Raw genomic sequence first — 23,181 nt, forward strand, 5'->3', positions numbered from 1 at the left:
CGCTGCCGCGTGGCGAAGCGCCTGACTGGCCGTCAGGTCGAGCCGCGCGGCAGCGGCAACGCCCTTTCTGGATATCACCCTGTCGTTAAATTCATAAGTGAGGGCCGTTGCTGTTTGCGCGCAGTTCACCGCCACGCTACCTCGACAGACGTCCAGTCTGCTGTCGGCAGCGCAACGGCGATCTGCGCGCAAACAGCAACGGTGACGCCTGCGTGGAATCGATCAGAGGATCCCTCTCCACGGGTAAGACGGTGTATGTACCCACCGAGCCTACCCCACATGTAGACGCCATGAACCGTGCCAGATGAGACGGGCCCCTCGTTCGGCTAAAATGCCCGCTTTGGCAGCCGGGACCCGGCTGCTGCCCGTCATCACACCGGAGGACGCTGTCTCATGACCATCAAGGTCGCCATCAATGGTTACGGTCGCATCGGCCGCAATGTTTTGCGCGCGCTGTACGAATCCGGCCGCACCAACGAGTTCCAGATCGTTGCGGTCAACGATCTCGGCGACGCCGAGACCAACGCCCACCTCACCCAGTACGACACTGCCCACGGCAAATTCCCAGGCACCGTGTCGGTGGACGGCGGCGATCTGATCATCAACGGCGACCGCATCAAGGTCTGCGCCGAGCGCGATCCGTCGAAGCTGCCGTGGAAAGACCTGGGCGTGGACGTGGTGCTGGAATGCACCGGCTTCTTCACCTCCAAGGCCAAGGCCAGCGCGCACATCGCCGCCGGCGCCAAGAAGGTGGTGATCTCCGCCCCGGGCGACAAGGACGTGGACGGCACCTTCGTCTACGGCGTGAACCACGACCAGATCAAGCCCACCGACCAGGTCATCTCCAACGCCTCTTGCACCACCAACTGCCTCGCGCCGCTGGCTAAGGTGCTGCACGACAAGATCGGCATCGTGCACGGCCTGATGACCACCATCCACGCCTACACCAACGACCAGGTGCTGACGGACGTCTATCACTCCGACCTGCGTCGCGCTCGTTCGGCCACGATGAGCCAGATTCCGACCAAGACCGGCGCCGCCGCCGCGGTGGGCCTGGTGCTGCCGGCGCTCAACGGCAAGCTGGACGGCTTCGCCATGCGCGTGCCGACCATCAACGTGTCGGTGGTTGATCTCTCCTTCGTCGCCGCCCGCGAAACGACCAAGGAAGAAATCGACGCCGCCATTAATGAGGCCGCCAACGGCGCGCTGAAGGGCATCCTCGCGGTGAACACCAAGCCGCTGGTGTCGATCGACTTCAACCACAACTCGGCTTCCTCCACCTACGACGCCACCCAGACGCGCGTCATGGGCGGTACGTTGGTGAAGGTGTTGAGCTGGTACGACAACGAGTGGGGTTTCTCCAACCGCATGCTCGACATCACCAAGGCGCTGATGGCGGCGAAGTAAGTTTCGCCATCACGCCAATGAAAATGCCGGGCTTTCGCCCGGCATTTTTTGTTTCTATAGGAGCGCACCCTGTGCGCGATGGGTGCTTGGAAAGGCGCCGCGCGAAGAGCTTCGCGCACAGGGTGCGCTCCTACAGGGGAGTCAGCTCAGCGTCGCGAGCGCCGCATCGTAATTCGGCTCGTTGGCGATCTCGCCGACCATTTCAGCGTGCAACACCTGGTCGTTCGCATCCAGCACTACCACAGCGCGCGCGGCGAGGCCGGCCAGCGGGCCAGAAGCGATCGCCACGCCATAGTTCTTCAGGAACTCATGGCCGCGCTGGGTGGACAGCGTCACGACCTTGTCCAGACCTTCGGCGCCGCAGAAACGCGCCTGCGCAAACGGCAGGTCGGCGGAGATGCACAGCACCACAGCGTTATCCAGCTGACTGGCACGCTCGTTGAAGCGACGCACCGAAGTGGCGCAAGTCGGCGTATCGACGCTTGGGAAAATATTCAGCACTTTGCGCTTGCCGACAAAACTGGCCAGCGCGACGTCCGACAGATCCTTGGCGACCAGGGAAAAGGCCGGGGCCTTTTCGCCGGCGGCTGGAAAGTGACCGTCGACCTGAACTGGGTTGCCCTTGAGGGTGACTTGGGACATGGAGGGAACTCCTGGCGGGTGAGAGGACGGTGCTCGTGCTTCGTATCGATCACCAAGCACAGGGCAACCGCGTGACAATAGCGCCGCTACCGCGGCGCGTCACTCACTCCATGCTCATCCCGCCATGCTCATCGCAGATGGCGCCGGAATGACATCACTGCTTACGCCTTCGACGACGCAATCACCTGCTCGATCGAACCGAAGATCGAAGCGCCGCTCTTGTCAGTGACATCGATGCGCAGACTGTCGCCAAACTTCAGGAACGGCGTGCTCGGCTTGCCATCACGCAGGGTTTCCACTGTGCGCTGCTCGGCCAGGCAGGAGGCGCCCTTGCTGGTGTCTTCGTTGGCAATGGTGCCGGAGCCGACGATAGTGCCGGCCGTGAGCGGACGGGTCTTGGCCGCATGCGCCACCAGCTGCGCAAAGTTGAACTGCATGTCCACACCGCACTCGGCTTCGCCGAACCACTGGCCGTTGAGCCAGGTGCGCATCGGCAGGTGCAGCTTTTCGCCCTGCCACGCGTCGCCCAGTTCGTCCGGCGTCACCAATACCGGCGACAAGGCGGAGCGCGGCTTGGATTGCAGGAAGCCGAAACCCTTGGCCAGCTCGCCCGGGATCAGTCCGCGCAGCGACACGTCGTTGACCAGACCCACCAGCTGGATATGACCGGCGGCTTGCTCCGGCGTTGCCGCCATGGGCACGTCGTCGGTGACCACGACGACTTCGGCTTCCAGGTCGATGCCGTAATCCTCGCTGGGTACCACGACGGGATCGCGCGGCCCCAGGAAACCGGCGCTGACGGCCTGGTACATCAGCGGATCGACGTAGAACGATTCCGGCACTTCCGCGCCGCGCGCGCGGCGCACGCGCTCCACGTGCGGTAGATAAGCGCTGCCGTCGACGAACTCGTAGGCCCGCGGCAATGGCGAGGCCAATGCGGCCATGTCGAGCGCGAACACGCCGCTGGCCTTGCCGGCATGGAGGTCGTCGGACAGCGCGTTGAGGCGCGGAGCCACATTCGACCAATCATCCAGCGCCGCCTGCATCGTCGCCGCTATGCCAGTGGCTTTCACGGCCTGCTTCAGATCGCGGCTAACCACGATCAGCGTGCCATCGCGACCACCTTCCTTAAGACTGCCCAGTTTCATAGTTCCACTCCGTTGTGCCGCGCTCAGCCGCAGCCTTCGACGTAATCGATCTGCGGGGGAATACCCACCCGCCACTTATTTACTTTGCCTTCGGTGCCGATCTCGAACAGCAATACGCCGTGATCGTCACCCGCGACGCGAAGCGTGCTCGCGCCGGGTACATATTTGTCGGGCTGCTCCTGCGTCTTGCCTGCATACAGCGACAGCAGCCTCGCCTTCTCCATGCCCACCATGCCGCCGCCCGGCGCCGTTTCCTTCGTCGTCGTGACGTCATAGCGGACGAATTTGCCGCCCTCGAACATGAAGCCGATCTCGGCCGGCGCCTTCACCCATGTGGGATACAGGTAGGTGCAAGTCGAGCCAGCCGCCGGCGACTGACCTTTCAGGTCGCCGCCCCATGCCTTGCGAAAGGTCGATTCGTCCATGTCGAAACGCATGTCGCCGTAGCCTTCATACGTAGCCGGTGCCAAAGGCGGCGTGACGGATGCGCTCGGCGTTGCCGCCGTCACCGGCGCAGGCGGAGCCGATGCCTGGGGCGCCGGCTCGCCTGCACTGCAGGCCGCGAGACCTGCTGCAAGTAAAGCGATGGCCATCATGTGATGCAGCTTCATGCGGCTCACTCCTTGTGGAAGTGCTTCTGAATGCCCTGCCAGCACTCGTAGTAGTTGCGCTGCAGCTGCGGCGCATCGAGCGCCTGCTGGGTCGGGCGGATCACTTTGCGCGTTTCGAACATGAAGGCCATAGTGCCGGTGAGATGGTCCGGCTTGATCAGCTCGGCGTTGGTCGCCTTCTCGAAGCTCGCTGCATCCGGACCGTGGCCGCTCATGCAATTGTGCAGGCTCGCACCGCCCGGCATGAAGCCACCGGCCTTCGCATCGTAGACGCCTTCGATCAGGCCCATGAACTCGCTCGCCACATTGCGATGGAAGTACGGTGGGCGGAAGGTGTGCTCAGCCACCAGCCAGCGCGGCGGGAAAATCACAAAGTCCACGTTGGCCGTGCCTGGCGTGTCGCTGGGCGAGGTGAGCACGGTAAAGATCGACGGATCAGGATGATCGACACTGATCGAGCCGACCGTGTTGAACAAGGTCAGATCGTACTTGTACGGTGCGTAATTGCCGTGCCAGGCCACCACATCCAGTGGCGAGTGGCCGATCTTTGCGGACCACAAGGTGCCCTGGAATTTGGCGATCAGCTCGAAGTCGCCTTCAACGTCTTCATAGGCAGCGTGCGGCGTGAGGAAGTCGCGCGGCAAGGCCATCGAGTTGGCACCAACTGGGCCGAGGTCGGGCAAGCGCAGCAGCGCGCCAAAGTTCTCGCATACATAGCCGCGCGCCTCGCTATCCAACAGCTCGACGCGAAAACGCACGCCACGCGGGATCACCGCGATCTCCAGCGGCTTCACTTCCAGCACGCCGAACTCCGTCGCCACGTGCAGGCGCCCCTGCTGCGGCACGATCAGCAGCTCGCCATCGGCGTCATAGAAATAGCGCCCTTGCATGGAGCGGTTCGCCACGTACACGTGGATGCCGCAGCCAGCCTGCTCGGCCGGACTGCCATTGCCAGCCAGGGTGACCAGGCCGTCGACGAAATCGACGGCTTCCGTCGGCATGGGCCATGGGTCCCAGCGCAGTTGGTTCGGTGTCGCCGGCGCTTCATCGAAGCGGTTATGGAAACGCGCATGCGCACGCGGCTCGAACGGCTGATGTACCGCGGCGGGACGAATGCGATACAGCCAGCTGCGGCGGTTGCTGTGACGCGGCGCGGTGAACGCGGTGCCGGACAGCTGTTCCGCATAGAGACCGTGCGCTACACGTTGCGGCGAGTTCTGCCCCACTGGCAGCACGCCGGGAATCGCTTCGCTGGCAAATTCGTTGCCGAAGCCGGATTGATACTGCTGCTTGCTTGCTGACATGGAAGCTCCACGATCTGCCCAGTTGGCGGCACCGCACACGGCGACGCACGATCCTATTACTCTTGGCCCCGCCTCGCTCAAGGACTGAGGCCACATCCATTTACTGCAACGATTGCAAAGGGGAAAACATGTCCGATCAATTCGCCTCGCTCAGCCAGGCCGAATCGAACCATTCTGTCAGCGAACTCAGCCAGCCACTCGCCTCGGGCAGCGGCTGGATGAAGTTCGTCGGCATCATGTTCATCATCCAGGGCGCCATCACCGCCATCACCATCGTCGGCATCATCATCGCCTGGTTGCCGATCTGGATCGGCGTACTACTGATGCAGTCCGCTGGCTCCATCGAACGTGCCCAGCTGAGTGGCGATGCCGTTGCGCTGAAAGAAGCCCTGGCCAAGCTGAAAACCTACTTCGTGATCCAGGGCGTGTTGTACCTGGTCGGTATCGCGCTGATGGTGCTGTACTTCATCCTCTTCGGCGCGATATTCGCCGCGATGATCAAGAGCGGCGGCTTCCCTCACACGGACTGATCTCCAAGCGTGGCCGTCCGCAACGGACGGCCACGTCAGGCGTTTTACAGCACGCCACGCTTCATCTGGTCGCGCTCGATCGACTCGAACAGGGCCTGGAAGTTGCCTTCGCCGAAACCTTCGTTGCCCTTACGCTGGATGATCTCGAAGAAGATCGGGCCGATGTTGTTCTGGGTGAAGATCTGCAGCAGCTTGCGCTGCTTGGTCTCCGGGTCGGCGTCGATCAGGATCTTATTCTTGGCCAGACGCGGCACATCCTCGCCGTGGTTCGGAATGCGCATGTCGATCACTTCGAAATAGCTGTCCGGCGTATCGAGGAACGCCACGCCCTTCGCACGCATCGCCTCCACCGTGTCGTAGATGTTGTCGGTGAAGCAGGCGATGTGCTGGATGCCTTCGCCGTGATAGGCGTCGAGGTATTCGTTGATCTGCGACTTCGGGTCGCTCGACTCGTTGAGCGGAATGCGCACGATGCCGTCCGGCGCCGTCATCGCCTTGGACACCAGGCCAGTCTTGGCACCCTTGATGTCGAAGTAGCGAATCTCGCGGAAGTTGAACAACCGCTCGTAGTAGTCCGACCACTTCTGCATGTTGCCGAAGTAGAGGTTGTGCGTCAGGTGGTCGATGAAGGTGAGACCGAAACCGGCGGGGTTCTGGTCAGCGCCCGGGATCGGCGCGTAATCGCCGTCGTAGATGCTGCCCTTGTCGCCATAGCGGTCGACCAGATAGAGCATGCAGTCGCCGATGCCCTTCACCACCGGCGCGTTCACCGCCTTGCTGGCTTCCTTGTCGGTCAGGGCTTCGCCGCCGTTGCCGAGCACGGTCTGATTCACCTCGGCCGCCGGCTTCTTGAAGCGGATGGCGAAACCACAGGCGCAGGGACCATGCTTGGCGGCGAAGTCCGCGGCGAAGGAATCCGGGTCTTCGTTGACCAGGAAATTCACCCCGCCCTGGCGGTAGACGGTGATCGGCCGGCTCTTATGCTTGAGTACGGGGCTGAAACCCATACGCTCGAACAGGGCGTGCAACTCACCACTGCGGCCCGCCGGGGCGGCGAATTCGACGAATTCGAAGCCGTCGATGCCCATGGGGTTCTCGAAAGTGGTCACCTGCATGCCAAGATTGGGCTGCGTGCTCATGGGGAAATCTCCTGGGTTCGATGCCTGGGGTCGGTTATACGGCTCACTACATGTTGGTCGCTGCGACTAGCGTGCGACCAACCGGATAATCTGAGTGTTATAGTTACATATGAAACCATTTGCAAGGAGTGGTGCAGCAGTGTCTGCCGAATCCAAACCTGACCACGCGCCGCTGGAGCTGGAACGCTTCCTGCCCTACCGCCTGTCGATCCTGTCCAACACCGTCAGTCAGGCCATTGCCGACGACTATCAGCAACGCTACGACCTGACCGTGACCGAATGGCGGGTGATGGCCGTGCTGGCCCGCTTCGACGGCCTTTCGGCACGCGAAGTGGCCGAACGCACGGCGATGGACAAAGTGGCGGTAAGCCGGGCGCTGGCGCGACTGGTTGAAGCGGGGCGCGTCCATCGCGGTACCCATGACGGTGACAAGCGCCGTTCCGTGCTCAGCCTCAGCGAGAACGGCTGGCAAGTTCACGATGAAGTGGCGCCAATGGCGCGGGCGCGGGAGCGCGAAGTGCTGGCGAAGCTGGATGATGAAGAGCAGGCGTGGCTGACGCGGATTCTGGACAAGCTGCAGCCGCTCTGAAGCCCGGTTCCTCCCCCTGCCCTCGGGACTAGCCTTGCGTCGCAAGCAGGGGGAGGAAAAGGGCTTACTTCACACCGTGCATCAGCTTGTTGATCAGCGGCGCGATCAGGAACAGCAGCATGCCGGCGCCCAGCAACAACCAGAAACCGAAGGTATAGCCCGATAGCGCCGAGGCCACGGTCATGCCACCCGTGCCGCTGACGTGCCCGGCGAAGATGCCGGACAGGTTGTTGCCGATGCCGGTGGACAGAAACCAGCCACCCATCCCGAAGCCGACCAGGCGCAGTGGCGCCAGCTTGGTGACCATCGACAGGCCGATCGGCGACAGGCACAGCTCGCCCACCGACTGGATCACGTAGACCATGAACAAGGTCCAGAAGGGGATCTTGCCCAGTTCATTGACCAAGCTGGACAAGGCGAACATCAGCAGCGCGAAAGCCAGTCCATTGAAGATCAGGCCCAGACCGAACTTGCGCGAAATCGACGGATTGGCCCGCCCCAACCTCACCCACAGCCAGGCCAGCACCGGCGCGATGGTGATGATCGCCAGCGAGTTGACCGACTGGAACCAGGCCACCGGGAAGGTCCAGTCGCCGAACTCGCGGGTGACGATCTTTTCGGCGAGGAAGTTGAACGAACTGCCTGCCTGCTCGAAGAACATCCAGAACAGCACGTTGAACACGAAGATCAGCAGCATCGCCAGCGCGCGGTCGCGCTGCACCGCGCCCTCGCGCACACCTTCGGCGATGATCAATGCACACAGAACCACGAACATCGGCGTCAGCACCCACCAGTTGAGGGTGTGCGCATCGATGGTCAGCAGAAAGTAGATCGCCGGGATCGCCACCAGCGCGCCGACCAACGTGAGCAGCACGCGGCCACGATGCTCGCCGCCGGCCGGTGGACGGCCGATGCCGCTGAGCTGGCGGCGACCGAACCAGAACCACACCAGGCTGAAGATCATGCCTATGCCGGCCGTGATGAATACCACCTTGTACGCCGGCATGCCTTCGCTGCCGAACACCTTGTCCGATAGCCAGCCGGTCAGGATGGGCGAGATCATCGCACCGAGGTTGATCCCCATATAGAAAATGGTGAACCCCGAGTCGCGGCGCTCGTCACGCACGCTGTAGAGCTTGCCGACCATCGTCGAGATATTGGGCTTGAACAGGCCGTTGCCGGCGATGACCGTCGCGAGGCCCAGCTTAAATACCTCCTGATTCGGCACCGCGATCAGGAACAAGCCGGCGGCCATGATCAACGCGCCGAGCAAAATGGAGCGCTGATAGCCGATCACCCGGTCGGCGACATAGCCACCGAAAATCGCCGCTGCATAAACCAGCGCGAGGTAAGCGCCATAGAGCTGATTGGCAGGCTGCTCGCCAGTACCGCTGCCTTGGTAGAACTGAGCGACGATATACAACACCAGCGCCCAACGGATGCCATAGAAGGAGAAGCGCTCCCAGAACTCCGTCATGAACAGCATCCACAAGGGGCGCGGATGGCCCAGCGTCTGCGGGAAATCCGGCACCGTAGGCGCCGTGGTTGTGGTGGTGTCGGTCATGGTTCCCTCTCTGATGTGAACCGGCATGTCTTGTGCCGATCAAGATGAACGCAACCTAGGTGATGTACCGGCCGAAGGAGCTTCCGGTCAATAGCTGCACAAGAACTTTCGGATTTTTACTATCCACAGATGCCGTTATGACTCACGTAGCAAGCTGGCCTCAAGTGCTCGCCCGCAAGATAGGGCACCCTCCCCTGCATGCGTCGATTAAGGGGTGCCCTTCGATCGCAGCAGAGGAGGGTAAGGGTGGGATGTGGCCGTCACGCCATGGAGGCGTGCAAGCTCACTTCACGCCGTGCATGAACCGGTTGATCAACGGAGAAACCAGCAGTAGCAGCACGCCAGAGCCTGCCAGCACCCAGAAGCTGAAGGTGAAACCGCTCAAGGCGGACGCTGCCGTCATTCCGCTTTCACCGCTGATCCGCGCAGCCAGCATGCCCGACAGATTGCCGCCCACGGCCGTCGCCAGGAACCAGCCGCCCATCGACAAGCCCACCAGCCGCGGCGGTGCCAGCTTGGTCACCATGGACAAGCCGATAGGCGACAGGCACAGCTCGCCGACGGCCTGCAACATGTAGCAAGCGGTCAGCGGCCAGAACGGGATCTGGCCCCGAGGGTCGATCAAGTGCGACAGCGCATACATCAGCGCCAGGAAGCCGAATCCGTTGAAGATCAAGCCCAGGCCGAACTTGCGCGGGATCGACGGCTCCTTGTGCCGCTTTGCCAGAAGAGCCCACACCAGCGAGACCAGCGGCGCAGCCAGGATGATCGTCAGCGGACTCACCGACTGAAACCAGCCCACCGGGAATACCCAGCCACCGAACATTTCGCGGTCGACCATGTTCTGCGCGAGGAAGCTGAACGACGTGCCCAACTGGTAATAGAACATCCAGAACAGGATGTTGAACGCAATAATGGTCAGCATGGCAATCACGCGCTCTACCTGCACGCGATCGTGGCGCACCGACTCGATAATCAGCATCGCCGCCACGCCGACAAACAGCAGGCCCAGCAGCCACTGTAGGCCCACCGCACCGATCGACGACAACAGCCAATACACCACTGGCACCGCCACGACCACGCCCGCAGCCACCCACGCCACGCGCATGCGGCTGGTCGCGCCCGCCGCCGGACGCCCTACGCCGCGCAGCCCGCGCCGACCGAACCAGAACCAGAGCAGGCTCAGCACCATGCCTACGCCCGCGGCACCGAATACCAGCCGGTAGTTCTGCTGCAGCGGCGTATCGGTGACGTAGCTGGCCAGCCAACCGGTGACCAGCGGCGCGACAAACGCACCGCTGTTGATGCCCATATAGAACAGGGTGAAGCCACGATCGCGGCGCTCGTCACCAGGCGGATACAGCTGCCCCACCATCGAGGAAATATTCGGCTTGAACAGGCCGTCGCCGACGATCACCATCGACAAACCCAGCAGCAAGGCCGACTTGCTCGGTACCATGAGCGCAAACAGGCCCGCCGCCATCACGGTCGCGCCAAGCAGGATCGTGCGCTGATAACCAATCAGCTTGTCCGCCACGTAACCGCCGAAAATACCGGAGCCGTAAATCAACGCGGTGTAGGCACCGAAGATGCCGCTGGCCCAAGCCTGCCCGGACGGATCACCCTGATAGAACTGCGCCACGATATACAGCGCCAGCGCCCAGCTCACGCTGTAGAACGCGAAGCGCTCCCAGAACTCGGTCATGAACAACATCCATAGCGGGCGTGGATGGCCTAACAGTTGCGGAAAATCCGGCACCGCCGGCGCCCGGTCGTTGATGGTGTCGCTCATGCTTTCCCCTTGTGATTGGCCGGCATCCCCTGCCCTGGCCGATGATTTTGGCGCGCGCGCAGATGTAGCCGGCAGCCCGCCCAACGTCAATTTGCCGCGCGGGTCAGTTGCCCAGCACGGTGCGCACATCCAGCAATTCGGGGAAGAATTCCAGCTCCAGCGCCTTCTTCAGGAACGCTACCCCGGATGACCCGCCGGTGCCGCGGCGATGGCCGATGATCCGCTCCACCGTCTTCATATGGCGGAAACGCCAGAGCTGGAAACTGCCCTCCACATCCACCAATTGCTCGCACATGTGGTATTCGGGCCAGAAATCTGCACGGTTCTCGTAGATGCGCTTGAACACCGGCAGCAAGCCTTCGTGGCGCTGATAGGGCTGGGTCCAGTCGCGGTCCAGCAACTCCGCCGGTACGGCGTGGCCGCGACGCGCGAGGTAGCGCAGGAATTCGTCATACAGACTCGGCGCTTCCAGCACGACGCGCAGGGCGGACTCCGCCGCAGGATCATGCGAAAACACCGCCAGCATCTGCGTGTTCTTGTTGCCGAGCAGGAACTCGATCTGCCGGTACTGCAGCGACTGGAAGCCGGAAGACGGCCCCAAGATGTCGCGGAATTCCAGGTATTCCGACGGCGTCAGCGTCTCCAGCACCGCCCATTGCTCGAACAGCTGACGTTGCACGTGCTTCACCCGAGCGAGGATTTTGAGGCAGGGGTCGAGGTCGTCCTGGCGCAGGTGCTCGATCGCCGCCTTCAGCTCGTGGATGATCAGTTTCATCCACAGCTCGGCCACATGGTGCTGCACGATAAACAGCATCTCGTCGTGGTGCGGCGGCTGGCTCAGCGGTTGCTGGGCGGAGAGCAGCACGTCCAGGCGCAGGTAGCCGCCGTAGGTGAGTCGCCCGGTCAGGTCGAGCTCGATGCCAGCTTCGAGGTCGCGCCGATTGTCCGTCATGGTCGTCCGTTGAGGCGGGGGAAAAGCCCATGTTACCTGCGTTTAACACCCTGCCCGTACCGTCCCGCATGCTGCACCGTACCTTGCAGCGCAACATCTCCCCCTGTTATCAAATGCGGTCTTGTCTGGGACTTTTGCGCGCGCTAGACCTCACTGGATGGGTCGCCGCCAACCCGCTAACTCACACCCATCCCCTACCCACCTCCGGGAGCGAGTCGTGTCAATCGCCGCCAAGTTCGAAATCGAATATCTGCAGTACCTCGATGCCGAGGGCAAACAGGTCCGTGACGACCTGCCTGCCTTCGCCAACGATCTGCCGCACATGGTCGAGCTGTACAAGCTCATGTTGTCCACCCGCGTGTTCGACGCCAAGTCGGTCGCCCTGCAGCGCACCGGCAAGCTCGGCACCTACGCCAGCTGCCTCGGCCACGAAGCCGCTCACGTCGGCATCGGCAGCGCCATGAAGCCGGAGGACGTGCTGGCCCCCAGCTACCGCGAATACGGCGCGCAGCTGTATCGCGGCGTGCAGCCGCGCGAGGTGTACATGTACTGGGGCGGCGACGAGCGCGGCAACGACTACCAGAAAGAACCGGCGCGCCACGACTTCGCGTGGTCAGTGCCGATCGCCACACAGTGCCTCCATGCCGCCGGCTCTGCGCTGGCGTTCAAGATCCGCAACGAGCCGCGCGTGGCCGTGTGCACCATCGGTGACGGCGGTTCGTCCAAGGGCGACTTCTACGGCGCCATCAACATCGCCGGCGCGCAGAACCTGCCGATGGTGGCGGTGATCGTCAACAATCAGTGGGCGATCTCGGTGCCGCGCAAGATCCAGTCCGGCGCGCCCACGCTCGCACAGAAGGGCATCGCCGCCGGCCTGTTTTCGATCCAGGTGGACGGCAACGACATCATCGCCGTGCGCAAGGCGATGGAAGACGCGCTCGAGCGCGCCCGCACCGGCAAGGGCGGCAGCGTGATCGAGGCGGTGACCTACCGCCTCGCCGACCACACCACTGCCGACGACGCCCGCCGCTACCGCGGCGAGCAGGAAGTGAAGGACGCCTGGGCCCGTGAGCCGATGAAGCGCCTGCGCAACTGGCTCGTCGCCAAGGGCGTGTGGGACGACGCGAAGGAAGAAGCCTGGAAGACCGAGTGCGACGAGTGGATGGACAACGAGGTGAATGCCTACCTCGAAACCAAGACGCAGCCGGTATCGGCGATGTTCGACTACACCTTCGCCGAAGTCCCCGCCGATCTCGCCAAGCAGCGCGATTACGTCCTCTCGCTCGAAACCAAGGGTCACTGAGCCATGGCACAAATCACTCTTATCGAAGCCGTCACCCAGGCGCTCGCGTATGAAATGAAGCACGACGACAGCGTCGTAGTGCTCGGCGAGGACGTGGGCGTCAACGGCGGCGTGTTCCGCGCCACCCAGGGCCTGCAGGAAAAGTTCGGCGAGCTGCGCGTGCTCGACACGCCGCTGGACGAAACCACCATCGCCGGCGTCACCGTGGGCATGGCCGCGCAGGGCATGAAGCCAGTCGCCGAAGCTCAGTTCGAAGGCTTCATCTATCCGATGATGGAACAGATCGCCTGCCACGCCGCGCGCCTGCGCAACCGCACGCGCGGCCGCATCACAGTGCCGGCCGTGTTCCGCGCGCCGTGGGGCGGCGGCATTCGCGCACCGGAGCATCACTCCGAAGCGAACGAGCATTTGTTCACCAATATCCCGGGCCTGCGCGTAGTGATGCCGTCGTCGCCGGCGCGCGCCTACGGCCTGCTGCTCGCCGCGATCCGCGATCCGGATCCGGTGATGTTCTTCGAGCCCAAGCGCATCTACCGCCAGTACAAGGAAGAAGTGCCGGATGACGGCGAGGCCCTGCCGCTCGACGTGTGCTTCGTTCTGCGCGACGGCACCGACGTGACCCTGGTGACCTGGGGCGCGCAGGTGAAGGAATGCCTCGAAGCCGCCGATGAACTCGCTCAGGCCGGCATCAGCGCCGAAGTGATCGACGTCGCCACGCTGACCCCGCTCGATTTCGACACCATCGCCGAGTCGGTGCAGAAGACCGGCCGCTGCGTGATCGTGCACGAAGCCCCCAAGACCGCTGGCTTCGGCGCCGAAATCGCCGCCCGCCTGGCCGAGGAGTGCATGTACGACCTGCTCGCACCGGTCGAGCGCGTCACCGGCTTCGACACGCACATCCCGCTGTTCCGCCTGGAAATGAAATACCTGCCGAGCACCGAGCGCATCGTCGACGCGGCCAAGCGCACCCTGGCAGCTTCGTAAACACACAACCTACGGAACGTCATTCCGGCGAAAGCCGGAATCCAGCGAAATACGCAGTGCGAAGCACACGAACTGTGTCGCGATAACCGATCACTGCGCTACTGGATCCCGGCCTACGCCGGGATGACGGCAAAGAACCAAACACTCAAGCCTGATTACCGGAACCGACTCATGGCCGACATCAAAACATTCCACCTGCCCGACCTCGGCGAAGGCCTGCCCGACGCCACCATCGTCGAGTGGCACGTGAAAGAAGGCGACTACATCAAGCTCGACGCACCACTGTGCTCGATGGAAACCGCCAAGGCGGTGGTCGACGTGCCCTCGCCGTACACCGGCACCGTGAACAAGCTCTACGGCGCCCCGGGCGACATCATCGAAACCGGCGCCGCACTGGCCGATTTCGCGCCCGATCCGAACGCCAAGCAGCGCGCCGAAGCGGAAGCGACCGGCCACCACCACGGCCCCAAGAAAGGCGCGGGCAGCCCCGCACCGGCGGATGGCCACAAGGTGGTCGCCTCCGATGAAGGCGGCGAAATCGATTCGAACACCAAGGCCGATCGCGAAGACGAAGGCACCGTGGTCGGCGCGATGGTCAGCGGCAGCCACGTACACGTCGAACAAGCCGCCAGCATCGGCGGCGTAAAGGCCGTACCGGCCGTGCGTGCACTCGCCAAGAAGCTCAAGGTCGACCTTGCCCGCGTGCGCCCGACCGGCGCCGACGGCGTGGTCACCATGCAGGACGTCAAGACCGCCGCCGCAAATGGCTCGGCCGCACTCGGCGCCGCTCCCGCACGCGCGGCTCCTGCTTCGGTCGGTCGCCACCTCGCTCCCGAACTGCCGCAGCCAGGCCATGCTCCACAAGAGCAGGCCCGCACTCCCGTATCGCTTGCCGGCAAGCCCGTTCGCACCGCACCGCCGAGTGTGCAGGCCAGCGGCCAGCCGGAACAGCTCAAGGGCGTACGCCGCAACATGGCGCGCGTGATGGCCGAAGCCCATGCCAACGTGGTGCCCACCACGCTGGTGGACGACGCCGACCTGCACGCCTGGATTGGCAAGCAGGACATCACCGCCCGCCTGATCCGCGCCATCGTCGTCGCCTGCAAAACCGTGCCGGCGTTGAACGCGTGGTTCGACGGCAAGAACCTCACCCGCACCCTGCATCCACATGTGGACATCGGCATCGCCGTGGACACCGATGATGGCCTGTTCGTGCCAGCGCTGCGCAATGCCGACGTGCTCGACGGTGCCGGCGTGCGTGCCGCCATCAAGCGCCTGCGTTCGCAGGTGGAGGATCGCTCGATTCCGGCGTCCGAGTTGTCTGGCTACACCATCAGCCTGTCCAACTTCGGCATGTTCGCCGGCCGCTATGCCACGCCAGTGGTGGTGCCGCCGACCGTCGCCATCATCGGCGCCGGCAAGCTGAGCCATGACGTGGTTGCCGTTATCGGCGGTATTGAGGTGCATCGCCGCATGCCGCTGTCGCTGACCTTCGACCATCGCGCTGCCACCGGCGGTGAGGCCGCGCGGTTCCTCAAGGCCATGCTCGACGATCTGGGCCTGCCGAACTGACGTTCTGCGAAACTCATTCGGGATCAAGAAACGGGGCGCCTCTGGCGCCCCGTTTTTTTCACGGTCACCCATGCAGACTGTGGCTGCTGCAACCACTCGCCATGCGCCTGACTCGGGCGTGCAAGCGGAGACCGTCATGCATCACAGCCGACTGAGCACCCTGGTACTCGACTGCCGCACCAGCGATCTGAAAGAGGCCGCCACGTTCTGGAGTCGCGCGCTCGGGAAGCCGATCGTCACGCTCGACCAGGACGGCGACGGCAAGTACGCCGAGCTCGCCACGCTGGCCGACGAACCCATCCTCCTACTGCAACGCGTGGATCACGACAGCCGCGTACACCTGGACATCGAAACGGATGACCTGGAAGCCGAGGCGGCACGTCTGGAGAAGCTTGGCGCCAAGCGTATCGCGCTGGTGCGCGAGCGCTGGTGGGTGATGGAAGCACCAAGCGGGCATCGCTTCTGCGTGGTGCAGAAGCAGCGCGAGGCGTTCGGGCCGCATCTCAATCGGTGGGAGTAGGCGGTGCGATGATGCGCGCCGGTTTGTCACTCGGGCCATCCCATGGCCCTCGCCCTGGGGCGGCTAGCGCCGTGCAAACCGGCAGTCCTGCCGGTTTGTCGCCCACAGGGTGGGCTCCTACACAGTCGCGATCATCGCGGCTTTGAGCGCCAGATCAGATAACGCACAACCATCGCCACGACCAACACGACCACGCACGCGCCGTAGCCATAGAGCGCCGGCAACACCTGCTGCCAGATGGCGCCGCTGGAAGGACCGAACTGGCCTACGGATGGCACTGTGGCCGCCTCAAAGCCGAGTACCGCCGACTGCACAGCCGCCACGGCGGCGAGCAACAGCACGACGAGGTCGAAGGTACGGCGGACCGATGTCCGCGGAAGACTCTTCGGATAGGCCCAGTAGGCCCAGCCGAGAATCAGTAACCAAGGGGTGAGCAGCAGGATGGCGAGGTAACGCATCAGTCAGGTCACTCCTGCGCAGCGAGCTGGTCCAATGCCTCACGCAAACGCGTGAGTGCTTCATCGCGGGTCTCTTCGTCGCGGTAGTCGGGCGTGCTGGCTACGTGTTCGCCGTCCAACTCCAGGTTCAGGGCCAGCCGCTTTACTTGCAGCACAGCGGCCGTGGCGCCTAGTCCTTTGAGGCGCTTCTGCAAAGCACCCGCGGCCTTGGGATCGGCAAACGACTTCGACAGCAACAACTCCTCGCCCTCCGCAGAGAACAGGCGGAAGCGGAAGCTACCGTCGCCATCGCGGAAACTGGCGAAGCGCGGTTTGTTGCCCGCCTTGCTCTCCTCTTTCGCGACTGCCGGTGCGACGGCGATGGACACGCCCGACCGCAGACCGATCGCATCGCGCAACTCGGCAATCTTGGGTGCGGCGACGGCGCGCGCTTTCTTGGCGCCTTCGTGCAGGATCTCTTCGATCACGGCCGGGCGCGCGATCAATGCGTCGTAGCTCTCACGCATCGGCGCCACATCGGCCTCGATGCGTTCGAACAACACCTTCTTGGCCTCGCCCCAGCCGATGCCGTCGAGCAGCGCCTGCTTGAAGGCACTGGACTCCGCCTCACTGGCAAAGGCGCGGAAGATGGTGAACAGCGAGGAGCTGTCCGGATCTTTCGGCTCACCCGGCGTGCGCGAATCGGTGACGATGCGCATGATCGAATCGCGCAGATGCTTCTTGCCGCCAGCGAACAGCGGAATGGTGTTGTCGTAACTCTTGGACATCTTTCGGCCGTCCAGACCGGGCAAGGTGGCCACCTGCTCCTCGATCACCACTTCCGGCAACACGAAGAATTCGCGGCCGTAGATATGGTTGAAGCGCTGCGCGATGTCGCGCGCCATCTCGATGTGCTGGATCTGGTCACGACCCACCGGCACCTTGTGCGCGTTGAAGGCCAGGATGTCGGCGGCCATCAGCACCGGGTACATGTACAGGCCAGCGGTGACGCCGGCATCCGCGTCCTCGCCCGTCTCGGCGTTCTTGTCCACCGCCGCTTTGTAGGCGTGCGCACGGTTGAGCAGACCCTTGGCGGTAACGCAGGTGAGGAACCAGGTCAGCTCCGGAATTTCCGGAATGTCCGACTGCCGGTAGAACGTCACCCGCTGCGGATCAAGGCCGGCAGCCAGCCACGTGGCGGCGATCTCCAGACGCGAACGCTCGATGCGCGCCGGGTCGTCGCTCTTGATCAGCGCGTGGTAGTCGGCCATGAAGTAGAACGCGTCCACATCGGCGCGGCGACTGGATGCCACCGCGGGGCGGATCGCGCCAACGTAGTTACCCAGATGTGGGGTGCCGGTGGTGGTGATGCCGGTCAGTACACGAGTCTGCATGTTGGTCGCTTATGTCGTCTTGATGCTGGGAATGGCGCTTAGCGCATCAGCGTGGATTTGCCGAACAGCGATTCGACCAGATCCACCGCAAGCTTGGCCGTTTGGTTGCGCTTATCGAAAGCCGGATTCAGTTCGACGATATCCAGCGAGGCCATGCGACCGGTGTCGGCGATCATTTCCATGCACAGCTGCGCCTCGCGATAGTTCGGCCCGCCACGTACCGTAGTGCCGACGCCGGGTGCGATGGCCGGATCGAGAAAGTCCACGTCGAAGCTCACATGCAGATGGGTGTTTTCGTCCATGCCATCGAGCGCTTCTTCCATCGCGCGCTTCATGCCGACTTCGTCGATGTGGCGCATGTCGTAGATGCCTACGTTCGCCTCGCGCACCAGGCGCTTTTCGCCGTCGTCCACCGAGCGGATGCCGATCTGGCGATACACCTCCGGCAAAGTCGCCGGTGCGCTGCCGCCCAGGTGAGTCAATTCCTCCGGCCCCATGCCGCACAAACAGGCCACCGGCATGCCGTGGATGTTGCCCGAGGGGGTGATCTGGGCGGTATTGAAATCGGCATGTGCATCCAGCCATAGCACACGCAGCTTCTTGCCCTGCTCGCGGCAATAGCGCGCCACGGCGGTGATCGAACCAATCGCCAGGCAATGGTCGCCGCCCAACATCACCGGCAGACGGCCGGCCGTCAGTTCGGCGTAGATGGCCGTATATACGGCATGGTTCCAGGCCACCACGCCAGGCAGGTGACGGTATCCGTCCTGCGGCGGCTGCCACGGATTGAGCGGACCCTGCAAGTTACCGCAGTCGATCACATTCAACCCACGCGCCACCAAACGGCCCATCAGATTGGCCACGCGCAGGGCTTCCGGCCCCATCGAGGAGCCACGATGTCCGGCTCCGATATCGGTGGGGACACCGATCAGCGATACAGCCTGATTACCCATGTTTCCTCGGTCGATCTGCATGTCAGGGAGTGGAGGCGCCTTCGCGCACCAGCGGTAGCTCTTGCTTGCGCCAGGCGTTGATGCTTCCGTCCAGCAGGCGCACATGGCTGTAGCCCTGCGCCTGCAGAATCTCCTGCGCGTGCGCGGCACGACGCCCGGAGACGCAATAAACCACAATGTCCTGATCGCGTGGCACACCCAGCGCGGCATAGCGCGCGGCCAGCTGCTCGACAGGAATGTTCAAAGCACCGGCGATGTGGCCATCGCGGTATTCATCCGTATGCCGGACATCGAGCAGCATCGGCGCCTGGCCTGCTTGCTGCAGCTGTACCAACTGCGTTGGCGCCAGCGGCTCGTCGGTTGCCATCGCTGTACCGGCGCTCGCCAACCCGATCAAGGCGACGAAAGCGACACGTCGCCCACGCGCCCAGCCGCCGACGCGAGAGGCGGCGTGGAAGGGCCATGCGAAACGACTGTCTTTCATGCGCAAACCGCTCACGGTGTCAAACGATGACGCACCGGATGATCTAAGTGCGATCCGGCAAGTCTACAAGAACGCATCCATTCGGTACCTTGCAGCGCAACGGACAAGATGGGGCGTCAGGGCTCCATCCATGGCTTGATCGGGCGTTCGGAGGCCGCGAGCCATTCGGAAAGCGAAAAGCTGCCATGCCGCCCAAGCGCCTCGCCGTGCTGTACATACCAGAGTTCGGCCGTAGCGCGGCCGAACTCGCGCAGCGCCTGCAACGGATTCGAACGCGTATCGGCCGCCGAATGCCCGAGCGCCGCCAGCCCCTCTTCGGGCGCAACGATATGCAGGCGCAAGTCGCGTATCTTGCGTTCGACGGATGTCGGCCACAGGTGGTGCTCCGCCTGCTCTCGTGCCCTGGCGATGTCTCTCAGCTCGCGATGGAAGGCGGCGCTGAAGGAAAGTTCGACAGAAAGCGCCAGAGACTCTCTCGCATGACGTGGCGTCATCGAGCGCAGAAAGGGCTGAAGAAGAATGCACAACAGATCGTCGCCGCCACTGTGCAACAACGGCTCCAGCGCTGGATTGCCGGCAAACCCGCCATCCCAATAGGCCTCACCATCGATATTGACCGCGGGAAACAGCGGCGGCAGGCTCGACGAAGCGAGCAAGGCGTCGTGGCTCAAGCGCGTGCCGTTGAATACCGTCAGCGCGCCATCGCGAATGCGCGTCGCGACCACATGCAGGGCGACAGGCCTGGCGCGCAGAACGTCGACGTCGAAGAATTCCTCCACCAACGAACGCAGCGGATTGAAGGCTGCCGCACCATGGTTCATGGCGGGCCATGGGAAGTTTTCGCCCAGAAACCACGATGGCGCGCCCCACCAATCCAACACCGCGTTGCGCCCGCCCAGTGTCATCCAGAACGCCTCGAGCGTTTCGCGCGCACCCGCCGCACCGCCGCGTGCCCAGCCTTGCGCTAAGGCCGCGGCATTCATCCCGCCGCTGCTGGTGCCGCATACGGATTCGACCACCAACCCGGGGATTTCCAGCAGGCGATCCAGCACGCCCCAGGTAAATGCACCATGCGCGCCGCCGCCCTGCAGGGCCAGCTTCACCGGGATGGATGCCATCGGGCGATTGGTGCATTGCATCATTCGATCTTGGGCAGATCACCATGCAGCGTCAAGACACGACATGAAAAACCCGCCATGCGGCGGGTCCAGGCAAAGCTTGATTGGTGCCGACAGTCTGACTCGAACAGACGACCTACCGCTTACAAGGCGGTTGCTCTACCAACTGAGCTATGCCGGCGAAGACGCGGAGTTTAGCAGGCCCTGGCGAGTCGCTGTAGAAGCCATGCGCTTGTTTAGAAACACCCTGTGCTGTGCGAACCCACGGTGCTGTTGCGCAGGCGGCTGCGCCAATCGAAGCGGGTGCCGTCGGCGACCGCCAAGTCGAGCCAATACTCCGGCACGGTCTCCGTGCGCTCGGTCATCTGCGCGGGAAAGCCAGCGGAGACGACTTCGTCGCGACGTTTGCGCGCGTTGGCCGGATCCTTGAACAGACCTAGCGAGATCGTATTTGGCTGGCCGCCCGAGCCGACCACGAAGTAGTCGTTGATGTTGGCGGTGCTGAGCTTGCGAGCCTGTTCCAGCGCTTGCTCGCGACTGGAACTGGCCGGCAGATAGACCCACCAGCCACGCGTCTGGGTGGTTTGTTCCTGACGCGACTGCATACGTGAGGCCTGCGCGCTGAGTGCGCTACGCGCATTGCGCAGATCGATTGGCGTGGCGAAGGGGCCAATCGAGATGCAGGTGTAGCTGATCGGGCGCGTCGGCGGCACCGCTTTGGCGGTGGATGCCGCCGCTACCGGTGCAGGCGCCGGTGCGGCCGGCGCCACAGGCTCGGTATTCGCCACAGCCACGCTACTGGCGGGCGCGGCAGGGCGCTCCGACAACAGGTGCAGGGTCGGCACACCGGGATCGGTGGGACTGCGCCCGTGCGCGTCGTCCTGCCCAAGCAACAACCACGCCCCCACCGCGATATTGAGGGCAATCAGCAGGACGAAGAGCAAACGCAGAACCATTCAGCGATCCGGGAAAGCACGAGCAAGAACCGACATTCTAAGAAACCTGGATCGACGGCGACTGCGCATTCGCCCACACCGCCAGCCCATGCAACACGCCGTCTTCGGCCAGTTGCGCGGGCAGGCTAAGCAAGGGCAGCAAGGCTTCGGCATCGCCACCGCCCAGGCGCAGTGACGGCGCGCCGCCCAACGATGGCGCCATACGGGTGGCGAAACGTTCGATCAGGGCGGCGGCGGCCTGCCAGCAACCGGAGGCCACGGCGTCGGCCGTGTTGTCGGCCACCTCCAGCACCTGCCCGGGTCGTTCAGGACGCACACGTGATGTCGCGCCCACCAGGGATTGCTGCATCAATTGGGGGCCGGGAGCGATCAAACCACCGAGGTGACGACCATCAGCCGCCAAGGCATCCAAGGTGAGCGCCGTGCCGACACCGGCCAGCACGCAGGGTGTGTGCCCTCCCGCATGCACAGCCACCATGGCCAGGAAACGATCCACACCCAGGCGTTGCGGCTCGGCGTAGGCGTTGCGCACGCCACAGGCTTCGGCTGGCGTGCGCAGCCAATAGGTATCGAGCGACCAGTGCGCCTTGGCCGTTGCTGCGACATGCGCCTCACGACCTTCATCGACCACCGAAGCGCCCAGCACTTCCAGCGGTCGAGGCAAGGCGCCCCAGGCGTCCCGTAGGATAGTGCCGACGTCCTCATCCCAGCCCGCCGCTCCGCGAGCAAGCCAATGTGCGCCATCGTGCAGTGCCCATTTCAGGCGGGTGTTGCCAAGGTCCAGCAAGAGCTTCATACGCGGCGCACCGAAACGTCGGCGCTGTCGATGCAATGCAGGCCATCAGCCGCCTGTACTTGCAGGGCACCGCGAACGTCGACACCGGCGCCGGTGCCATCCAGGACGCCCTGCGCACCATGCACGCGCAAAGGCGCCCCCTTCAGCAGATCGTGTTGGGCGTATTCGTCGACGAAAGCAGCGAAGCCTTCGCGTTCGAACTGCCCCAGGCCTTCGGCCAAGGCGGAAATCAGCGCAGCGGCTACCTGGTTACGGTCCGGCGGCGTGCCGACCAGGCTGGCCAGGTCGCAGGTAGGTTGACCGGCCTGCTCGCGCAAGGCATCGGTGAGCCGCAGGTTGAGACCCACGCCGATCACCGCGGCGCATGGCCCCTGATACTCGCCGCTCAGCTCGACCAGGATGCCGGCGAGTTTGCCACTCCGTGCCAGCACGTCGTTCGGCCATTTCAAGCCGGCCTCGGCGATACCGAGCGAAGCCAGCGCGCGCAGCAGGATCACCCCCACCGCCAGCGACAAGCCTGAGAGCGAGGCAAAACCCGCATCGAAGCGCTTGAAGCAGGACAGATACAAGTTCAGCCCCGGCGGCGACAGCCAATGGCGACCACGACGACCGCGGCCGGCACTCTGCGTTTCCGCCAGCATCATGCTGAGATCACCCAACTCCGCCGCACGCCGCTGCAATTCGCTGGACGTGGAATCGAGTTCCCAATGGACTTCCAGCGACCCTAGTCGCTTGCGTAGCGACGCCGGCACGCCGGCCCGGATGCGCTTGATATCCAGCATCTGCAACGACCACGGCAACCGATAACCCGCGGCACCACGCGCTTCGATCGGCACGCCGCGCGCGCGCAGGGCTTCGACCTGCTTCCAGATCGCGGCTCGCGTCACTCCTGCGCGCTCGGCAAGCCATTCGCCGGAAACGGCCTCTCCTCCAGCCAGCAGAGCGAGCAGTTGCTGTGCTTGCATCAGTGGACGCCGCCAGTTGAA

23 protein-coding genes and 1 tRNA gene are annotated in these 23,181 nt (G+C 63.7%); 7 read left to right on the forward strand and 17 right to left on the reverse strand.

The window, feature by feature from the left end; all coding sequences use genetic code 11:
• Positions 1–393 precede the first annotated feature (393 nt).
• A complete protein-coding gene (gap, locus tag OUZ45_RS12385; RefSeq protein WP_266170425.1) occupies positions 394–1,407 on the forward strand; it encodes a type I glyceraldehyde-3-phosphate dehydrogenase in 1,014 nt (337 codons plus the stop codon).
• A gap of 141 nt (positions 1,408–1,548) precedes the next feature.
• Here gap and tpx read toward each other — a convergent pair whose 3' ends face one another.
• The 4 genes from tpx to hmgA form a co-directional block, all read right to left on the reverse strand.
• A complete protein-coding gene (tpx, locus tag OUZ45_RS12390) occupies positions 1,549–2,049 on the reverse strand; it encodes a thiol peroxidase (RefSeq protein ID WP_266170426.1) in 501 nt (166 codons plus the stop codon).
• Between the two features lie 161 nt (positions 2,050–2,210).
• Positions 2,211–3,197, reverse strand: coding sequence for a fumarylacetoacetate hydrolase family protein (locus tag OUZ45_RS12395; protein ID WP_266170427.1), 987 nt, complete (start codon positions 3,195–3,197; stop codon positions 2,211–2,213).
• A gap of 23 nt (positions 3,198–3,220) precedes the next feature.
• Positions 3,221–3,808 carry a lectin gene (locus OUZ45_RS12400; RefSeq protein ID WP_266170428.1) on the reverse strand — a complete coding sequence of 196 codons (588 nt, stop codon included), beginning with the start codon at positions 3,806–3,808 and terminating at the stop codon, positions 3,221–3,223.
• A gap of 5 nt (positions 3,809–3,813) precedes the next feature.
• Positions 3,814–5,112: a homogentisate 1,2-dioxygenase gene (gene hmgA / locus OUZ45_RS12405; protein ID WP_266170429.1), complete on the reverse strand. Its 1,299-nt coding sequence runs from the start codon at positions 5,110–5,112 to the stop codon at positions 3,814–3,816.
• 128 nt (positions 5,113–5,240) lie between these two features.
• Here hmgA and OUZ45_RS12410 point away from each other — a divergent pair, with 128 nt between their 5' ends.
• Positions 5,241–5,642 carry a DUF5362 domain-containing protein gene (locus OUZ45_RS12410; RefSeq protein ID WP_266170430.1) on the forward strand — a complete coding sequence of 134 codons (402 nt, stop codon included), beginning with the start codon at positions 5,241–5,243 and terminating at the stop codon, positions 5,640–5,642.
• A 44-nt stretch (positions 5,643–5,686) separates the two neighbouring features.
• Here the strand turns inward: OUZ45_RS12410 and hppD are convergent, their stop codons facing one another.
• A complete protein-coding gene (gene hppD / locus OUZ45_RS12415) occupies positions 5,687–6,781 on the reverse strand; it encodes a 4-hydroxyphenylpyruvate dioxygenase (RefSeq protein WP_266170431.1) in 1,095 nt (364 codons plus the stop codon).
• 109 nt (positions 6,782–6,890) lie between these two features.
• Here hppD and OUZ45_RS12420 point away from each other — a divergent pair, with 109 nt between their 5' ends.
• A complete protein-coding gene (locus tag OUZ45_RS12420; RefSeq protein WP_266170432.1) occupies positions 6,891–7,370 on the forward strand; it encodes a MarR family winged helix-turn-helix transcriptional regulator in 480 nt (159 codons plus the stop codon).
• A gap of 64 nt (positions 7,371–7,434) precedes the next feature.
• Here the strand turns inward: OUZ45_RS12420 and OUZ45_RS12425 are convergent, their stop codons facing one another.
• From OUZ45_RS12425 to OUZ45_RS12435, 3 genes are all read right to left on the reverse strand, one after another.
• Positions 7,435–8,934 (reverse strand): peptide MFS transporter, encoded by a 1,500-nt coding sequence (locus OUZ45_RS12425; RefSeq protein ID WP_266170433.1) that lies wholly within the window; start codon positions 8,932–8,934, stop codon positions 7,435–7,437.
• Positions 8,935–9,217: 283 nt separating this feature from the next.
• The gene (locus OUZ45_RS12430; RefSeq protein WP_266170434.1) at positions 9,218–10,726 is read right to left on the reverse strand and encodes a peptide MFS transporter; all 1,509 of its coding nucleotides are present in this window, start codon (positions 10,724–10,726) and stop codon (positions 9,218–9,220) included.
• Between the two features lie 103 nt (positions 10,727–10,829).
• Positions 10,830–11,678 (reverse strand): tryptophan 2,3-dioxygenase, encoded by an 849-nt coding sequence (locus tag OUZ45_RS12435; RefSeq protein ID WP_266170435.1) that lies wholly within the window; start codon positions 11,676–11,678, stop codon positions 10,830–10,832.
• Between the two features lie 217 nt (positions 11,679–11,895).
• Here OUZ45_RS12435 and pdhA point away from each other — a divergent pair, with 217 nt between their 5' ends.
• From pdhA to OUZ45_RS12455, 4 genes are all read left to right on the forward strand, one after another.
• Complete coding sequence (pdhA, locus tag OUZ45_RS12440; RefSeq protein ID WP_266170436.1) at positions 11,896–12,981, forward strand: pyruvate dehydrogenase (acetyl-transferring) E1 component subunit alpha; 1,086 nt, start codon at positions 11,896–11,898, stop codon at positions 12,979–12,981.
• Between the two features lie 3 nt (positions 12,982–12,984).
• Positions 12,985–13,965 (forward strand): alpha-ketoacid dehydrogenase subunit beta, encoded by a 981-nt coding sequence (locus OUZ45_RS12445; RefSeq protein ID WP_266170437.1) that lies wholly within the window; start codon positions 12,985–12,987, stop codon positions 13,963–13,965.
• A 171-nt stretch (positions 13,966–14,136) separates the two neighbouring features.
• Entirely contained in the window at positions 14,137–15,537 is a 1,401-nt protein-coding gene (locus OUZ45_RS12450) for a dihydrolipoamide acetyltransferase family protein (RefSeq protein ID WP_266170438.1), read from the forward strand.
• A gap of 136 nt (positions 15,538–15,673) precedes the next feature.
• The gene (locus tag OUZ45_RS12455; protein WP_266170439.1) at positions 15,674–16,057 is read left to right on the forward strand and encodes a VOC family protein; all 384 of its coding nucleotides are present in this window, start codon (positions 15,674–15,676) and stop codon (positions 16,055–16,057) included.
• Between the two features lie 131 nt (positions 16,058–16,188).
• On the opposite strand, the gene OUZ45_RS12460 is transcribed toward OUZ45_RS12455, so the two are convergent.
• The 9 genes from OUZ45_RS12460 to OUZ45_RS12500 form a co-directional block, all read right to left on the reverse strand.
• Positions 16,189–16,515: a hypothetical protein gene (locus OUZ45_RS12460; RefSeq protein WP_266170440.1), complete on the reverse strand. Its 327-nt coding sequence runs from the start codon at positions 16,513–16,515 to the stop codon at positions 16,189–16,191.
• 8 nt (positions 16,516–16,523) lie between these two features.
• Entirely contained in the window at positions 16,524–17,888 is a 1,365-nt protein-coding gene (locus tag OUZ45_RS12465; protein ID WP_266170441.1) for a tryptophan--tRNA ligase, read from the reverse strand.
• A gap of 38 nt (positions 17,889–17,926) precedes the next feature.
• Positions 17,927–18,841 (reverse strand): arginase, encoded by a 915-nt coding sequence (gene rocF, locus OUZ45_RS12470; protein ID WP_266170442.1) that lies wholly within the window; start codon positions 18,839–18,841, stop codon positions 17,927–17,929.
• Between the two features lie 22 nt (positions 18,842–18,863).
• A complete protein-coding gene (locus OUZ45_RS12475; protein WP_266170443.1) occupies positions 18,864–19,325 on the reverse strand; it encodes a rhodanese-like domain-containing protein in 462 nt (153 codons plus the stop codon).
• 116 nt (positions 19,326–19,441) lie between these two features.
• On the reverse strand, positions 19,442–20,443 hold the full coding sequence (locus OUZ45_RS12480) for a patatin-like phospholipase family protein (RefSeq protein ID WP_266170444.1): 1,002 nt from the start codon (positions 20,441–20,443) through the stop codon (positions 19,442–19,444).
• A gap of 105 nt (positions 20,444–20,548) precedes the next feature.
• Positions 20,549–20,624: transfer RNA gene (locus OUZ45_RS12485), tRNA-Thr, on the reverse strand.
• Between the two features lie 55 nt (positions 20,625–20,679).
• The gene (locus OUZ45_RS12490) at positions 20,680–21,399 is read right to left on the reverse strand and encodes an SPOR domain-containing protein (RefSeq protein ID WP_266170445.1); all 720 of its coding nucleotides are present in this window, start codon (positions 21,397–21,399) and stop codon (positions 20,680–20,682) included.
• 37 nt (positions 21,400–21,436) lie between these two features.
• Positions 21,437–22,195 (reverse strand): type III pantothenate kinase, encoded by a 759-nt coding sequence (locus OUZ45_RS12495; RefSeq protein ID WP_266170446.1) that lies wholly within the window; start codon positions 22,193–22,195, stop codon positions 21,437–21,439.
• On the reverse strand, positions 22,192–23,160 hold the full coding sequence (locus tag OUZ45_RS12500; RefSeq protein ID WP_266170447.1) for a biotin--[acetyl-CoA-carboxylase] ligase: 969 nt from the start codon (positions 23,158–23,160) through the stop codon (positions 22,192–22,194). The genes OUZ45_RS12495 and OUZ45_RS12500 overlap by 4 nt, the downstream gene beginning before the upstream one ends.
• Between the last annotated feature and the right edge of the window lie 21 nt (positions 23,161–23,181).

This window comes from Dyella subtropica (genome assembly GCF_026283965.1).
Classification (GTDB): Bacteria; Pseudomonadota; Gammaproteobacteria; order Xanthomonadales; family Rhodanobacteraceae; genus Dyella_D; species Dyella_D subtropica.

Bases quoted from the DNA above. Each gene is read 5' to 3' on its own strand.
- gap (WP_266170425.1), top strand. From the start codon at position 394: ATGACCATCAAGGTCGCCATCAATGGTTACGGTCGCATCGGCCGCAAT.
- tpx (WP_266170426.1), bottom strand. From the start codon at position 2,049: ATGTCCCAAGTCACCCTCAAGGGCAACCCAGTTCAGGTCGACGGTCAC.
- OUZ45_RS12395 (WP_266170427.1), bottom strand. From the start codon at position 3,197: ATGAAACTGGGCAGTCTTAAGGAAGGTGGTCGCGATGGCACGCTGATC.
- OUZ45_RS12400 (WP_266170428.1), bottom strand. From the start codon at position 3,808: ATGAAGCTGCATCACATGATGGCCATCGCTTTACTTGCAGCAGGTCTC.
- hmgA (WP_266170429.1), bottom strand. From the start codon at position 5,112: ATGTCAGCAAGCAAGCAGCAGTATCAATCCGGCTTCGGCAACGAATTT.
- OUZ45_RS12410 (WP_266170430.1), top strand. From the start codon at position 5,241: ATGTCCGATCAATTCGCCTCGCTCAGCCAGGCCGAATCGAACCATTCT.
- hppD (WP_266170431.1), bottom strand. From the start codon at position 6,781: ATGAGCACGCAGCCCAATCTTGGCATGCAGGTGACCACTTTCGAGAAC.
- OUZ45_RS12420 (WP_266170432.1), top strand. From the start codon at position 6,891: ATGAAACCATTTGCAAGGAGTGGTGCAGCAGTGTCTGCCGAATCCAAA.
- OUZ45_RS12425 (WP_266170433.1), bottom strand. From the start codon at position 8,934: ATGACCGACACCACCACAACCACGGCGCCTACGGTGCCGGATTTCCCG.
- OUZ45_RS12430 (WP_266170434.1), bottom strand. From the start codon at position 10,726: ATGAGCGACACCATCAACGACCGGGCGCCGGCGGTGCCGGATTTTCCG.
- OUZ45_RS12435 (WP_266170435.1), bottom strand. From the start codon at position 11,678: ATGACGGACAATCGGCGCGACCTCGAAGCTGGCATCGAGCTCGACCTG.
- OUZ45_RS12445 (WP_266170437.1), top strand. From the start codon at position 12,985: ATGGCACAAATCACTCTTATCGAAGCCGTCACCCAGGCGCTCGCGTAT.
- OUZ45_RS12450 (WP_266170438.1), top strand. From the start codon at position 14,137: ATGGCCGACATCAAAACATTCCACCTGCCCGACCTCGGCGAAGGCCTG.
- OUZ45_RS12455 (WP_266170439.1), top strand. From the start codon at position 15,674: ATGCATCACAGCCGACTGAGCACCCTGGTACTCGACTGCCGCACCAGC.
- OUZ45_RS12460 (WP_266170440.1), bottom strand. From the start codon at position 16,515: ATGCGTTACCTCGCCATCCTGCTGCTCACCCCTTGGTTACTGATTCTC.
- OUZ45_RS12465 (WP_266170441.1), bottom strand. From the start codon at position 17,888: ATGCAGACTCGTGTACTGACCGGCATCACCACCACCGGCACCCCACAT.
- rocF (WP_266170442.1), bottom strand. From the start codon at position 18,841: ATGGGTAATCAGGCTGTATCGCTGATCGGTGTCCCCACCGATATCGGA.
- OUZ45_RS12475 (WP_266170443.1), bottom strand. From the start codon at position 19,325: ATGAAAGACAGTCGTTTCGCATGGCCCTTCCACGCCGCCTCTCGCGTC.
- OUZ45_RS12480 (WP_266170444.1), bottom strand. From the start codon at position 20,443: ATGGCATCCATCCCGGTGAAGCTGGCCCTGCAGGGCGGCGGCGCGCAT.
- OUZ45_RS12490 (WP_266170445.1), bottom strand. From the start codon at position 21,399: ATGGTTCTGCGTTTGCTCTTCGTCCTGCTGATTGCCCTCAATATCGCG.
- OUZ45_RS12495 (WP_266170446.1), bottom strand. From the start codon at position 22,195: ATGAAGCTCTTGCTGGACCTTGGCAACACCCGCCTGAAATGGGCACTG.
- OUZ45_RS12500 (WP_266170447.1), bottom strand. From the start codon at position 23,160: ATGCAAGCACAGCAACTGCTCGCTCTGCTGGCTGGAGGAGAGGCCGTT.